The 13,413-nt window shown below is 65.3% G+C and carries 12 protein-coding genes; 8 read left to right on the top strand and 4 right to left on the bottom strand.

The window, feature by feature from the left end; translation table 11 throughout:
- Nucleotides 1-43 precede the first annotated feature (43 nt).
- The 3 genes from ACNJX8_RS37935 to ACNJX8_RS37925 are packed head-to-tail and all read right to left on the bottom strand — an operon-like array spanning nucleotide 44 to nucleotide 3,588.
- A complete protein-coding gene (locus tag ACNJX8_RS37935) occupies nucleotides 44-775 on the bottom strand; it encodes an ABC transporter ATP-binding protein (RefSeq protein WP_439358779.1) in 732 nt (243 codons plus the stop codon).
- On the bottom strand, nucleotides 772-2,541 hold the full coding sequence (locus ACNJX8_RS37930; RefSeq protein ID WP_439358778.1) for a branched-chain amino acid ABC transporter ATP-binding protein/permease: 1,770 nt from the start codon (nucleotides 2,539-2,541) through the stop codon (nucleotides 772-774). The genes ACNJX8_RS37935 and ACNJX8_RS37930 overlap by 4 nt, the downstream gene beginning before the upstream one ends.
- A gap of 6 nt (nucleotides 2,542-2,547) precedes the next feature.
- The gene (locus tag ACNJX8_RS37925) at nucleotides 2,548-3,588 is read right to left on the bottom strand and encodes a branched-chain amino acid ABC transporter permease (RefSeq protein WP_164934714.1); all 1,041 of its coding nucleotides are present in this window, start codon (nucleotides 3,586-3,588) and stop codon (nucleotides 2,548-2,550) included.
- 176 nt (nucleotides 3,589-3,764) lie between these two features.
- Here ACNJX8_RS37925 and ACNJX8_RS37920 point away from each other — a divergent pair, with 176 nt between their 5' ends.
- From ACNJX8_RS37920 to ACNJX8_RS37885, 8 genes are all read left to right on the top strand, one after another.
- Nucleotides 3,765-4,286 (top strand): MarR family winged helix-turn-helix transcriptional regulator, encoded by a 522-nt coding sequence (locus ACNJX8_RS37920; RefSeq protein ID WP_091890436.1) that lies wholly within the window; start codon nucleotides 3,765-3,767, stop codon nucleotides 4,284-4,286.
- A 261-nt stretch (nucleotides 4,287-4,547) separates the two neighbouring features.
- Complete coding sequence (locus tag ACNJX8_RS37915; protein ID WP_091890433.1) at nucleotides 4,548-4,817, top strand: helix-turn-helix domain-containing protein; 270 nt, start codon at nucleotides 4,548-4,550, stop codon at nucleotides 4,815-4,817.
- 40 nt (nucleotides 4,818-4,857) lie between these two features.
- Nucleotides 4,858-6,858: a hydrogenase 4 subunit B gene (gene hyfB, locus ACNJX8_RS37910; protein ID WP_128955572.1), complete on the top strand. Its 2,001-nt coding sequence runs from the start codon at nucleotides 4,858-4,860 to the stop codon at nucleotides 6,856-6,858.
- Nucleotides 6,855-7,811 carry a respiratory chain complex I subunit 1 family protein gene (locus tag ACNJX8_RS37905; RefSeq protein WP_439358777.1) on the top strand — a complete coding sequence of 319 codons (957 nt, stop codon included), beginning with the start codon at nucleotides 6,855-6,857 and terminating at the stop codon, nucleotides 7,809-7,811. Before hyfB ends, ACNJX8_RS37905 begins: the two co-directional genes overlap by 4 nt.
- A gap of 3 nt (nucleotides 7,812-7,814) precedes the next feature.
- Nucleotides 7,815-8,477 (top strand): hydrogenase-4 component E, encoded by a 663-nt coding sequence (locus ACNJX8_RS37900; RefSeq protein WP_091890424.1) that lies wholly within the window; start codon nucleotides 7,815-7,817, stop codon nucleotides 8,475-8,477.
- Entirely contained in the window at nucleotides 8,474-9,913 is a 1,440-nt protein-coding gene (locus ACNJX8_RS37895) for a hydrogenase 4 subunit F (protein WP_128940001.1), read from the top strand. The genes ACNJX8_RS37900 and ACNJX8_RS37895 overlap by 4 nt, the downstream gene beginning before the upstream one ends.
- Before the next feature lie 3 nt (nucleotides 9,914-9,916).
- Complete coding sequence (locus ACNJX8_RS37890) at nucleotides 9,917-11,431, top strand: hydrogenase large subunit (RefSeq protein WP_439358776.1); 1,515 nt, start codon at nucleotides 9,917-9,919, stop codon at nucleotides 11,429-11,431.
- Nucleotides 11,432-11,434: 3 nt separating this feature from the next.
- Complete coding sequence (locus ACNJX8_RS37885; RefSeq protein WP_439358775.1) at nucleotides 11,435-11,959, top strand: NADH-quinone oxidoreductase subunit B family protein; 525 nt, start codon at nucleotides 11,435-11,437, stop codon at nucleotides 11,957-11,959.
- Nucleotides 11,960-12,029: 70 nt separating this feature from the next.
- Here ACNJX8_RS37885 and ACNJX8_RS37880 read toward each other — a convergent pair whose 3' ends face one another.
- Nucleotides 12,030-13,313: a glycerate kinase type-2 family protein gene (locus ACNJX8_RS37880; protein WP_128940004.1), complete on the bottom strand. Its 1,284-nt coding sequence runs from the start codon at nucleotides 13,311-13,313 to the stop codon at nucleotides 12,030-12,032.
- Between the last annotated feature and the right edge of the window lie 100 nt (nucleotides 13,314-13,413).

Raw genomic sequence — 13,413 nt, 5'->3', positions numbered from 1 at the left:
GCATGCGAAGCGACCCTCCCCCTCCAGGGGAGGGTAAGAGAAATCAGATCGCACTCTCACCTTCATGCTGGAAGCCGAGATAGCTCGCCGCGACACGCTCGTTCGCGGCGATGTCGCTGGCCTTGCCGCTGAGCATGAACTCGCCGAGCTCCATGACATAGGCGTGGTCTGCGATCTTCAGCGCGGCCTGCGCGTTCTGCTCGACCAGCAGGACGGAGACGCCGCCGGCGCGGAGCTCGGTGACGATGCGGAAGATGTCGGCGACGATGATCGGCGCGAGGCCCAGGCTCGGCTCGTCCAGCATCAGCAGCTTCGGTTCGCCCATCAGCGCACGGCCCATCGCGAGCATCTGCTGCTCGCCTCCGGAGAGCGTGCCGGCGAGCTGCTTACGCCGTTCCTTCAGCCGCGGAAACAGCGCGTAGACCCGCTCCATCGAGGCTTTCGCCTTGCCTCGCTCGATGCGGAAGGCGCCCAGTTCGAGATTGTCCTCGACATTCATGGTCACGAACAATTCGCGGTGCTCTGGGACGAGCCCGAGCCCCATCGCGACGCGATCCTCGATGTCGAGGCGGGCGAGATCCTGCCCGGCAAAGGCGACGCGGCCCTTCAGCGGCAAAATGCCCATGATGGCCGAGAGCAGCGTGGTCTTGCCGGCGCCATTGGCGCCGACGATGGTGACGATCTCATTGGTGCCGACCTCGAGCGAGACCGAACGCACGGCCTCGACCTTGCCGTAAGCAACGTGCGCGTCGGTGACGGACAACAGCGTGCTCATGCCGCCACTCCGAGATAGGCCTTGATCACTTCGGGATTGGTCTTGATCGTGGCGGGGGTGCCTTCCGCGATCTTGGTGCCGAAATCGAGCACCACGATGCGGTCGGCGAGGTTCATCACGAAGCCCATGTCGTGCTCGACCAGGAGCACGCTCATGCCGCCGTCGCGCAGCTCGCGCAGCAGCGTCGCGAGCCGCTGCTTCTCCATGTGGCGCAGGCCGGCGGCCGGCTCGTCGAGCAGCAGCAGCATCGGGTCCACGCAGAGCGCGCGGGCGATCTCGACGATGCGCTGCTGGCCGAGCGACAACGAGCCTGCGAGCTGATGCATCTGCTCGGCAAGGCCGACGCGCTCGATCTGGCGCGCGGCCTCCGCGAGCAGCTTCGCCTCATCGGCGCGGTCGAGCCGCAGCATCGAGGCGATCGGTCCGGAATGGCCGCGGAGATGGGCGCCGATCGCGACGTTCTCCAGCACGGTCATGTCAGGCACCAGCTTGACGTGCTGGAAGGTCCTGCTGATGCCGAGCTTGACGATCTCCTGCGGCGGTGCCTTGTCAACCTTCTTGCCGAGCACCGAGATCGAGCCTGAGGTCGCCGACAGCACGCCGGTGATCAGGTTGAACGTCGTGCTCTTGCCGGCGCCATTCGGTCCGATCAGCGCGACGATCTCGCGGGCCTGGACGTCGAAGGAGACGTTGTTGACCGCGACCACGCCGCCGAACTGCTTTCGCGCCTTGTCGACCTGGAGCAGGATGCTGGACTCGCCGGGCGCGCGGGGGCGATGCTCCAGCTTCAGCGAGGTGTCGGGCTTTCTGCCACTGGTGCGCTCGGGCAGGAACGACATCAGCCAGGGCCAGAGGCCGCCGGGCGCCAGCTGCAGCAGCGCCACCAGCATGATGCCGAACACGATGGTCTCGACCTGGCCGGAGCCGGGCAGGATCAGCGGCAGATAGCTTTGCAGCACCTCTTTCAGCACCACGACGATCGCGGCGCCCAGCACGCCGCCCCAGACATAGCCGGCGCCGCCGACCACCGCGATGAAGAGATATTCGATGCCGGCCTGGGCGCCGAACGGCGTCGGGTTCACCGCGCGCTGGAGATGGGCGTAGAGCCAGCCGGAGAGGCCGGCGAGCACCGCGGCATGGATGAACACCAGCAGCTTGGCGCGCGGCGTGTGCACGCCGAAGGCTTCCGCCGCGACATGGCCACGCCTGAGCGCGCGGATGGCGCGGCCGGTGCGGGAGTCCAGCAGGTTCATCGTCAGCAGGGCCGAGACGATGACGGCGACCCAGATCGCGTAATATATCGAGCCGGGCGAGAGCATCTTGAACGCGCCGATCGACAGCGGCGGGATCGCCGAGATGCCGTCGTTGCGGCCCAGAAACTCCAGCTTGCTGAACAGATAGAACAGGCCCAGTCCCCAGGCGAGCGTGCCGAGCGGCAGATAATGGCCGGACAGGCGGACGGTGATCAGCCCGAGCAGCACCGCGAGCGATCCGCTGACGACGAGCGACAGCGGCAGGGTCAGCCATGGCGACAGGCCGTAGGCGGTCGACAGCACCGCGGTGGTGTAGGCGCCGAAGCCGACGAAAGCTGCCTGTCCAAAAGAGGTCAGGCCGCCGACGCCGGTGAGCAGCACGAGGCCCATCGCCACGAGCGCGGCAAGGCCGATATTATCGAGCAGCACGATCCAGAACGGCGGCATCCCGGGAACGAACGGGATAGCCGCCATGACAAGCGCGAAGACGAGGATGGGAAGCCGGCTCTGCATCGCGCGTCAGTCCTTCTCTTCCTCGACCGCGGGCGCGGCGAGCGAGCGCAGCAGCAGCACGGGGATCAGCAGCATGAAAACGATCACCTCCTTGTAGTTGGAGGCATAGAAGGACGAGAACGCCTCGACGATGCCGACGACCAGTGCCGCGACCGCTGTGAGGGGATAACTGACCAGGCCGCCGATGATCGCGGCGACAAAGCCCTTCAGGCCGATCAGGAAGCCGGAGTCGTAGTAGAGCGTCGTGATCGGCACGATCAGGATGCCCGATAGCGCGCCGATCACGGAGGCCAGCAGGAAGGCGATCTGTCCCGACAGCGTGGTGCGGATGCCGGCGAGCCGCGCCCCTAGCCGGTTCACCGCGGTCGCGCGCAGCGCCTTGCCGTAGAGCGTCAGCCCGAAGAACAGCCAGAGACCGATGATGAAGGCGATGGTGATGGCGTAGACGGTGATGCTCTGGCCGGTGAAGCGCAGCGCGCCGGCGGTGAAGGCGCCGGACAGCACGGCCGGCCCGCGCTGGCCTTCGGCGCCGAAGAACAGCAAGCCCAGCCCTTGCAGCGCGAGATGCACGCCGACTGATGCGATCAACAGCACCAGCACGGAGGTGTGCGCCAGCGGCTGGAATGCGATCCGGTAGAGGTACAGGCCGATCATCGCGACGATCACCAGCGACAGCGCGATGCAGATCGCGACCGGCGGCTTCTGGGCGGCGAAGTACAGGGTCAGCGCCAGCACGATGGCCGGCAGCACGATGTTGGTGACGATGCTGCGCAGGACCAGGCGCCCATGCAGCGCCTTGCGCGCGACGAAGAGATCGAAGGCGAAAGCGCCGATGCCCAGCGCCAGCGCGAGCTTTGCCGTGCCCGGCATCTGGCCCGCCGCCAGCGAGGCATAGGTCAGCGCGCCATAGGTGACGAATTCGCCCTGGGGAATGAGGATGACGCGGGTGACGGCGAACACCAGCACCAGCGCCAGGCCGAGCAGCGCATAGATCGCGCCATTGGTGATGCCGTCCTGCACCAGGAACAGCATGATGGTGGTATTCAAGACCGGACGCTCCCCCTAAAGATAAGGACCGGTCCTCCCGATTGTGGTGAACGGTCCGCTCACAGCCATTGAAAAACGCTGGCGATATTTGGTATGGTCCATAACAATTATCAAATATAACATCAAGGGTGGGGAACGACCCGTCCCGAACTTAGCGGGATTACGAGCACGAGGCGATGACCGTTTCCAAAACCGCTGAAAAGTCCTCCGAAAAGCCTGCCGATACGGCCAAGGGTCGCAAGGATGCGTCCGAGCCGCAGGCCGAAGCGCTCCAGCTGGGCGAGCTCTCCGAGCAGCTTGGCTATGTGCTGAAGCGGGCCCAGCTCAAGGTGTTCGAGAACTTTTTGCGCTGCATGGCCTCGCTGCAGCTCACGCCGGCGCAATTCTCGGTGCTGCTGCTGGTCGAGAAGAATCCGGGCCGGAACCAGACCGAGATCGCCTCCACGCTCGGCATCCTGCGGCCGAACTTCGTGGCGATGCTCGACAATCTCGAAAGCCGCGACCTATGCGCGCGAATCCGCTCCACCAACGACCGCCGCTCGCACATCCTGGTGCTGACCGACAAGGGCAAGGCCGTGCTGACCCGCGCCAAGAAGCTCGTCGCCACCAAGCACGAGGCCCGGCTGAACGACCTGCTCGGGCAGAGCAACCGCGAGGCCCTGATCGGGATGCTCGCGAAGATCGCCAACGAGTTTTGAGGCGGACAGTCATTCCCGGATGCGCGCGTGCGCGCCCCCAGAATCTCGCTCCGCATTTATGCGGTCGTCATGCCTGGGCCCACACGCGCCCCAGAATGACGCTGGGCGGGACGAGCCCGGCCATGATGGCGGGGTGCGGGCATGAGCTCGGAGGACATCGGGAATGATGCGTCGCATCTAGAAAATGATGCTTGAAACGTCATTTTGTGCGTCCTAAGCTTGGTAAATCAAGCGCTATAACCGCCACGGACATTCTGCCCCGTGATCACCGCCGCGCAGCTTCGAGCCGCCCGTGCCTTGCTCAGGATCGACCAGCGCGAACTCGCGCAGCGCTGTTCGCTGTCGCTGCCGACGATCCAGCGCATGGAAGCCTCCGAAGGGGTGATCCGCGGCAATGTCGATTCCCTGGTGAAGCTGGTCGACGCGCTGTCGGTTGCCGGCATCGAGCTGATCGCCGAGGGGGCAACCTCGAGCGCCGGGGGGCGCGGTGTGCGGCTGAAGTCTCCACCCCCGAGCGCAGGTGGCCAATAGCGATGATGACGCGCGCGCAAATCATGATCCAGGAGCGGCTATGATCGCCGTGGCGCTATGGTCAGTGGCGGCTCTGCTGGCGCTGGCGCCTGCGGGAGTCGTGCTGTCGACGCGCCCGCGCGGCTCGATCATCCTCTACGGCGGATGTCTGATCGCCACGTCGACGCTATGTGTCACGGCGCTGTCGGATCTGCTCTATTTCCCTCATCTGACGCCGAGCGCGACACTGCCGATCGGCCTACCCTGGCTCGGTGCCCATTTCCGGCTCGATGCGCTGTCCGCCTTCTTCCTCGTCGTCGTCAATCTCGGCGGCGCCGCCGCGAGCCTGTTCGCGCTGGGCTACGGCCGGCACGAGGACTCCCCCGGCCGCGTGCTGCCGTTCTATCCTGCCTATCTCGCAGGGATGAACGTCGTCGTGCTGGCAAACGATGCCTTCAGCTTCCTGGTCGCCTGGGAATTCATGTCGCTGACCTCCTGGGCGATGGTGGTGTCGCATCACCGGGAGGCCGAGAATGTCCGCGCTGGCTATGTCTATCTTTTGATGGCAAGTTTCGGCACGCTGGCGCTGCTGCTCGCTTTCGGCCTGCTCGCGAGCGGTGCTGGTTACGATTTCGATGCGATCCGAGCCTCGCATCCTTCCGCTGCGCTGAGCGGCGTGGTGGTGATCCTCATGCTGCTGGGCGCCGGCTCCAAGGCTGGCCTGGTGCCGCTACACGCTTGGCTGCCGCTCGCCCATCCCGCCGCACCCAGCCACGTCTCTGGCCTCATGAGCGGCGTCATGACCAAGGTCGCCGTCTACGGCTTCGTGCGCATCGTGTTTGATCTTCTGCCCGAACCGGTGTGGTGGTGGAGCATGGTGGTGCTGCTGGTCGGCGGTCCCTCGGCGACGCTGGGCGTGCTCTATGCGCTGATGCAGCGCGATATCAAGCGCGTGCTCGCCTATTCAACGATTGAGAATATCGGCATCATCTTCACCGGCCTCGGGCTGGCGCTGGCTTTCAAGGCGGAAGGGCTCGACTGGGTGGCGGCGCTCGCTTTCACCGCGGCGATGCTGCATGTATTCAATCATGCGCTGTTCAAGAGCCTGTTGTTCTTCGGCGCCGGCGCGGTGCTGGGAGCAACCGGCGAGCGCGACATGGAGAAACTCGGCGGGCTGATCCATCGCATGCCGAAGACGGCGTTCGCGGTGTTGGTCGGCTGCGTCGCGATCTCGGCATTGCCGCCATTCAACGGCTTCGTTTCGGAATGGCTGACCTTCCAGGCGATCCTGCTCTCACCCCAGCTGCCCTCATGGGGCCTCAAGCTGATCATTCCGGCGGTCGGCGGTTTGCTGGCGCTCGCGGCCGCCTTTGCCGCGGCCTGCTTCGTCAAGCTCTATGGCATCAGCTTCCTCGGCCGGCCACGTTCGGATGTCGCGGCGTCGGCACATGAGACCGACCGCTTCTCGCTGACCGCGATGCTCGTGCTTGCCGCCTTCTGCCTCGTTGCCGGCATCCTGCCCGGGTTGTTCATCGATGCGCTGGCGCCGGTGAGCAAGAATATGGTCGGCAACATTATGCCGCATCAGGTCGGATTGCAGTGGCTCACCATCGTGCCGATCGCGGAAAGCCGCAGCTCCTATAACGGCCTTCTGGTGTTCCTGTTCGCGGCACTCTGCGGCACGACGGCGGCGACAGCCATTCACCGCTTCGCCTCCGACCGCTTACGCCGCGCGCCGGCCTGGGATTGCGGCTATCCCGATCCGAACCCAGCGATCCAGTACTCAGCCTCCAGCTTCTCGCAGCCGATCCGCCGCGTATTCGGCAGCGTCATCTTTGCCGCACGCGAAATCGGCGAGATGCCGCCGCCGTCCTCGCCGGTTCCTGCGCGGCTCCGGGTCGAACTGCACGATCTGATCTGGGATGTGCTGTACGCGCCGATTGCGAAGCTCATCGGCTTTGCGACGGACCGCATCAATATCTTGCAGTTCCTCACCATCCGCCGCTACCTGACGCTGGTCTTCGTGGCGCTAATCGTGCTGCTGCTGGTGGTGGCACTATGAACGCGCTGAGCGACGTCCTCTCCCAGGGCGCCCAGATGTCGGTGGTGCTGGGGGTCGCGCCGCTACTGACGGGTTTCGTGCGGAAGGTGAAGGCTCGGCTGCTACGTCGGCGCGGGCCGCCGCTGCTCCAACCTTATCGCGACCTCATTCGCCTGATGCGCAAGGACGTCGTGCTCGCCGACAACGCATCCTGGCTGTTCCGTGTCATTCCCTATCTGATCTTCGCGGGCACCTGGGTCGCCGCCTCGCTGGTGCCGACTTTCGGCAATGGCCTGTTGTTCTCCTGGACCGCCGATCTCATCGCCATCATTGCGCTGCTCGGCAGCGCCCGTTTCTTCCAGGCGCTCGCCGGCATGGACGTCGGCACCGCCTTCGGCGGCATCGGCTCCAGCCGCGAGGTCATGATCGCCTCTCTCGCCGAGCCCGCGATGCTGATCACAGTGTTCTCGGTCGCGATGATCGCTGGCTCGACGCAGCTCCCCAACGTGGCCGAGTTCATGGGCTCGGACGCGGTCGGTCTGCGTGTGTCCCTGGGCATGGCGTTTGTGGCACTGACCATCGTAGCGCTGGCGGAGAATGCCCGTATCCCGGTCGATAACCCCGCCACCCATCTCGAGCTCACCATGGTGCACGAGGCCATGGTGTTGGAATATTCGGGGCGGCATCTCGCGCTGATCGATCTGTCGTCGCACCTCAAGCTCCTGCTCTATGTCTCGCTGATCGCCTGCGTGTTCCTGCCATGGGGCACGGCGACTGCAGACGCGGGCGTTGGGAGGCTCGTCTTTGGCGCGCTGCTCTATTTCGGCAAGCTGGCGGGACTTGGCTTCTTGCTCGCCGTGTTCGAGACGTCGATCGCCAAGATGCGCGTGTTCCGGATTCCGGAGTTCTTGGGCGCGGCGCTGATGCTGGCATTGCTTGCCACCCTGTTGCGCTTCGTGTCGGGGAGCCTCTAAGAGATGAGCAGCCTGCAATTCGACATCGCCCATCTGCTCGCCGGCTGCCTCGTGCTGGCGAGCTTCATGATGCTCTATCAGGACCGGCTCTATGCGCTGCTCAATGTCTATGCGCTGCATGCCAGCGTGCTGGCGCTATCGGTAGCCTGGCAGGCCTATGTGCAGCAAGCGCCGCATCTCTATGTCACGGCGCTGATCGCGCTGGTCTTTAAGGCCATCATCATCCCGGTGGCGCTGCACCGGATCATCAAGCGGCTCGGTATCCACCGCGAGATCGAGAATGTGATCGGCATCGGGCTGACCATGATGGCTGGCATCGGCCTCGTCGCGCTGTCGATGGTGGTGATGCTGCGGGTGACGCCGAGCGCCGATGCGCTCGCGCGCGAGGACCTGGCCTTCGCGCTGTCGGTGGTGCTGTTGGGGCTCCTGATCATGGTTACGCGACGCAACGCCGTGAGCCAGGTCGTCGGATTCATGTCGCTGGAGAACGGGCTGGTGCTGGCGGCAACCGGCGCCAAGGGCATGCCGCTGGTAGTCGAGATCAGTGTCGCCTTCTCGGTGCTGATCGCCTTCATCGTGATCGGCGTCTTCCTGTTCCGCATCCGCGAGCGTTTTGACAGCGTGGACGTGCAGGAACTTGATCGTTTTCGCGGAGAGCGGCGATGAGCATCGACGCCCTCAGCGCCATCCTCTTGATCCCGGCCCTTTCGGCGGCGGTGCTGGCAATTTTGCCCGGCTACCGACTCACGGCGAAGCTGAACGTAGTGGCAGCGCTCGCGACCTTCCTTACCTCGCTCTCGCTGTTCGTGGTCGAACCGGTATCGGGGCAGTATCTGCTGATGGACGATCTCAACAAGGTCTTCATCGTGTTGACCACCTTCGTCAGCCTCACCACATCGGTGTTCAGCGCAAGCTACATCCAGCACGAGATCGAGATCGGGCGCCTGGCGCCGGCGTTCCTGCGCTTCTATCACGCGATGTATCAGACGCTGATGTTCGCGATGAACCTCGCGCTCGTCGCCAACAATATCGGCCTGATGTGGGTCGCGGTTGAGGTGGCGACGCTGACGACCGTCCTGATGGTCGGCATCTACCGCACCCATGAGGCGCTGGAGGCAGCTTGGAAATATTTCATCCTCGGTAGCGTCGGCATCGCGCTCGCGCTGTTCGGCACGATCCTGGTCTATATGGCGGCGCGCCCCGTGGTAGGCGAGGGGCTGGACGGCATGGTGTGGACGGTGCTGGTGAAGCACGCCGCACAGTTCGACCCGGAGTTGCTCAACGTTGCCTTCGCCTTCCTCCTGCTCGGCTACGGCACCAAGGTCGGTCTCGCACCGCTGCATGCTTGGCTGCCCGATGCGCATGCCGAGGGCCCGACGCCGATCTCGGCGGTGCTGTCCGGCCTGTTGCTCAATGTCGCGCTCTATGCGCTGCTGCGCTTCAAGATGATGCTCGCGGTCAACTCCGCGGCGATCGCGCCGGGTCCGTTGATGGTGACGATGGGCCTGATCTCGGTGATCTTCGCCGCGCTGATGCTGTACCGGCGCCGCGACATCAAGCGGATGTTCGCCTACTCCTCGATCGAGCATATGGGCATCATCGTCTTCGCCTTCGGCATGGGCGGGCCGCTCGCGAATTTCGCAGGGCTGTTGCATATGACCATGCATTCGCTGACCAAGTCGGCGATCTTCTTCGCGGTCGGCCATATCGCACAGGTCAAGGGCACACAGAAGATCGCCGATATCGGCGGGCTCACGGTGACCAACCCCGCGCTCGGCTGGGGCCTGATGCTCGGCGTCATCGCCATCGTCGGGCTGCCGCCGCTCGGCATCTTCATGAGCGAGTTTCTAGTGGTGAGCTCGACTTTCGCCCGCGCGCCCTGGCTGACGGTAATCTTGGTGCTTGGCATCATCATCGCGCTCGGCGGGCTTTGGTTGCGGATCGGCGCGGTGATGTTCGGCGAGCCCAAAGGCAAGACCGCGCCCGCGGAAGCCTCCTACGTGCCGATGTTCACGCACCTCGGATTGGTGCTGATGGCCGGCATCTATCTGCCGCCGGTGCTGGTCACCGGCTTCCAGAACGTCGCGAAGCTCCTGGGGTAAGCCATGGGCATCCTCGACAGCATCTCCCATGTCCATGCGGTGTCGTCGCATCGGCCCTGGCCGCGCGCGGTCGTGACGGAGGCGGGCTGGCAGGCGGCGATCGATCGACTGGTCGAGGGAAGCCTCACGCTGCTTGGCTTCTGGGGCGAGCCGACCGCGGTGCATATGGCGATGCTCGATGGCGGCTCGACCGAGATCGCGGTCGTGACCTACGAGTGTACGGCCGGCACGTTTCCAAGCGTCGCCAGCCGTCATCGGCCGGCGCTTCGGCTGGAGCGGACTATTCATGATCTGTTCGGGCTTGTTCCAACCGTCGCTGACGATCTGCGGCCATGGCTCGATCACTATGTCTGGGGAAAATCCTATCCGCTCTCGGGCCGCAACGCATCGCGCGACGTGCGGCCATACCAGTTCCTACCGGCCGAGGGCGAGGCGTTGCACCAGGTGGCGGTCGGCCCCGTCCATGCCGGGACCATCGAGCCCGGCCATTTCCGCTTCACCGCCAATGGCGAGCATGTGGTGCGGCTGGAGCAGTGGCTCGGCTACACCCACAAGGGTATCGAGTCGCTGATGCAGGGCGCGAGCCTCGAGGCCGCGGCAAAGCTCGCCAACCGCACCTCCGGCGACAGCGCCGTCGCCTATGCCTTCGCCTTTGCGTGTGCCGTGGAAGCGGCGCTGCAGATCGAGGCGCCTCGGCAAGCGACGCTCTTGCGGGCGCTGATGGCGGAACTGGAGCGCCTCGCCAATCATTTGGGCGACATCGGGGCCATCTGCAACGACGCTTCGTTCGCGCTGATGCATGCCCAGACCGGCATTTTGCGTGAGCGCTGCTTGCGCGCTGCGAATGTCGCGTTCGGCCATCGCCTGATGATGGACGTCATCGTGCCCGGTGGTGTGACGCGTGACATCGCGCCGGACGGCGTTGCCGCGCTGCGCGCGCTGCTCGCGGAGCTACGAAAGGTCTTTCCGCGCTTGATCGAGCTCTATGACAACACGGCGTCCTTGCAGGATCGCACCGTCACCACCGGCATCGTGAAGGCGGAATATGCGCGCCAGTTTGGCGCCGGCGGTTATGTCGGCCGCGCCTCGGGCCGCGATTTCGATGCGCGGCGGGCGATGGCCTACCCGCCTTACGACGCGTTATCGTTCGAGGTGCCGGTACTACAGGCCGGTGACGTGAACGCGCGGGTCTGGATCCGAATCCGCGAGGTCGAGCAGAGCGTCGAGTTGATCGAGCAGATCCTCGACCAACTTGAGCCGGGAGGGCTCGCAACCGCGCTGCCTCCCAGGATCGGCCACGGTGCCTGTGAAGGCATGGCGCTCACCGAGGCCTTCCGCGGCGACGTTCTGGTGTGGCTGCGGCTCGATGACGAGTTGCGCGTCGAACGCTGTCACCTGCGCGACGCGTCGTGGTTTCAGTGGCCGCTGCTGGAAACCGCGATCGAGGGCAACATCATTGCCGACTTTCCGCTCTGCAATAAGTCGTTCAACTGTTCCTATTCGGGCGCGGACCTCTAAACCATGCGCAAGACCCTGCTCGAAAGTCTCACTCATGGTTCGCTGACGGAGCCCGCGCCGGCGCCGGACGAGTCGGCGCTGGCGGAGCTTGCAACGAAAGTCAACCGCGCTGCCCAGGCCAGGCTCGGCCGTTCTCTTGCCATTCGCGAGATCGATGCCGGGTCCTGCAACGGCTGCGAGCTGGAAATCCACGCGTTGTCCAACGCCTTCTACGACATCGAACGTTTCGGCCTGCGCTTCGTCGCCTCGCCGCGCCACGCCGACGTGCTGCTGGTCACGGGTCCGGTGACGAAGAACATGCGACAGGCGCTGGAGCGGACCTACAACGCGACGCCCGATCCGAAATGGGTCGTCGCGGTCGGCGGCTGCGCGACCGATGGCGGCATTTTCAGGGGCAGCTACGCCTGCGTTGGCGGCGTATCCGAGACCATTCCGGTGGATTTGCACATCAAGGGCTGCCCGCCGTCGCCGACGGACTTGTTGAAGGGCCTGCTCGCGCTGCTGGAGCACGTCAGCGGCAAGCGCTAAGCCGCACCCACACACTCCCCGAGGCGGTCATGGTCAGGCCAAGCTGCGATGGTGTCGAACAGGGCGAGCGCTAATCCACCAAGATCACTCTGATATCGTTCACGTTGGTCAGCGTCGGTCCCGGCATGAGCAGATCGCCGGTCGCCTCGAAGAAGGTGGTCGCGTCGTTGTTGTCGAGATAGGCCTGCGGCTTAAGCCCCTGCGCCTTCATCTTGGCGAAGGTGGCCGCGTCGATAAGCGCGCCGGCGGGGTCGGTGGGATGGCCGGCGCCGCCATCGGCGCCGTCGGTGTCGCCGGCCAGCGCCGAGATGCCAGCCGTGTCCTTCAAGAGGCTGGCGAGCGCCAGTGCGTATTCCTGGTTCGGTCCGCCGCGCCCATTGCCGCGCACCGTGACCGTGAGTTCGCCGCCGGACAGGATCGCGACGCGCTTGCCTTGCGCGCGCGCTTGCAGCGCGAGCTTGGCATGATCGGCAGCGACCTCGCGGGCCTCGCCTTCGAGATCGGCGCCGAGGTCGATGGTCTCGTAACCGGATTCGCGCGCGAGCTTCACCGCTGCGTCGAGCGACTGCTTGGGCCGCGCGATCAGCTCGAAATGCGCGCGCGCGAAGGCGGCGTCGGCAGGCTTGCAGCTTTCATTGGCGGGATCGTCGAGCGCGCGGCGCACGGCTTCGTCGATGGCGAGCTTGTATTTCGCCACGATCGCGCGTGCATCGGCCAGTGTGGTCGGATCCGGCACAGTGGGGCCGGAGGCAATCGCGGAAGGGTCGTCATGCGGCACGTCGGAGATCGCCAGCGTCACGATCTCGGCGGCGTTTTTGCCGGCGCGCGCCAGCCGGCCGCCCTTGATCCGCGACAGATGCTTTCTGACCGTGTTCATCTCGCCGATCGGCGCGCCGGAGCGGAGCAGCGCCTTGTTGACCGCCTGCTTCTGCGCGAAGCTGATACCGTCGACCGGCGCGATCCAGTTCGCCGAACCGCCGCCGGTGAGCAGCACCAGGAGGAGATCGTCGGGGCCGGCCTCGCCTGCGAGCGCGAGCGTGTCGGCCGCGCCCTTCAGGCCGGCCTCGTCAGGCACGGGATGGCCGGCCTCGACCACGCGAATGCGGCGCGTCGGCACGCCGTAGCCGTGGCGCGTGGTGGCGATGCCGAGCAGCCGCTCCGGCGCGAGCTTCAATGTGTCGAGATAATGCCGTTCGGCGGCCGCGGCCATGGCGCCCGCGCCCTTGCCGGCGGCGAGGCAGATCACGCGTCCTTTGGGCGCGGGCCTTAAGTGCGGCGCCAGAATTGTGCTCGGATGGGCAGCGGCAACGGCGGCGTCGTAGAGCGCGCGGAGCAGGGGACGTCGGTCGATCATGACGAAGGCCTTGGGCAGACAGGGGAGATCGGCGGCATGCGCCGCCAGTTACATGCCTACCGCATCAGGTGCAAAAGCGTAAGCAGGCTTTGCGATCATT

It is taken from the genome of Bradyrhizobium sp. SPXBL-04 (genome assembly GCF_051853035.1).
In the GTDB taxonomy this organism is placed as follows: Bacteria; Pseudomonadota; Alphaproteobacteria; order Rhizobiales; family Xanthobacteraceae; genus Bradyrhizobium; species Bradyrhizobium zhanjiangense.
The sequence above is the reverse complement of the archived record's forward strand: the minus strand, read 5'-3'. Positions and strand labels throughout refer to the sequence as shown.

Coding starts and splice junctions, on each gene's coding strand:
- ACNJX8_RS37935 (WP_439358779.1), bottom strand. CDS start 775: ATGAGCACGCTGTTGTCCGTCACCGACGCGCACGTTGCTTACGGCAAG.
- ACNJX8_RS37930 (WP_439358778.1), bottom strand. CDS start 2,541: ATGCAGAGCCGGCTTCCCATCCTCGTCTTCGCGCTTGTCATGGCGGCT.
- ACNJX8_RS37920 (WP_091890436.1), top strand. CDS start 3,765: ATGACCGTTTCCAAAACCGCTGAAAAGTCCTCCGAAAAGCCTGCCGAT.
- hyfB (WP_128955572.1), top strand. CDS start 4,858: ATGATCGCCGTGGCGCTATGGTCAGTGGCGGCTCTGCTGGCGCTGGCG.
- ACNJX8_RS37905 (WP_439358777.1), top strand. CDS start 6,855: ATGAACGCGCTGAGCGACGTCCTCTCCCAGGGCGCCCAGATGTCGGTG.
- ACNJX8_RS37900 (WP_091890424.1), top strand. CDS start 7,815: ATGAGCAGCCTGCAATTCGACATCGCCCATCTGCTCGCCGGCTGCCTC.
- ACNJX8_RS37895 (WP_128940001.1), top strand. CDS start 8,474: ATGAGCATCGACGCCCTCAGCGCCATCCTCTTGATCCCGGCCCTTTCG.
- ACNJX8_RS37890 (WP_439358776.1), top strand. CDS start 9,917: ATGGGCATCCTCGACAGCATCTCCCATGTCCATGCGGTGTCGTCGCAT.
- ACNJX8_RS37885 (WP_439358775.1), top strand. CDS start 11,435: ATGCGCAAGACCCTGCTCGAAAGTCTCACTCATGGTTCGCTGACGGAG.
- ACNJX8_RS37880 (WP_128940004.1), bottom strand. CDS start 13,313: ATGATCGACCGACGTCCCCTGCTCCGCGCGCTCTACGACGCCGCCGTT.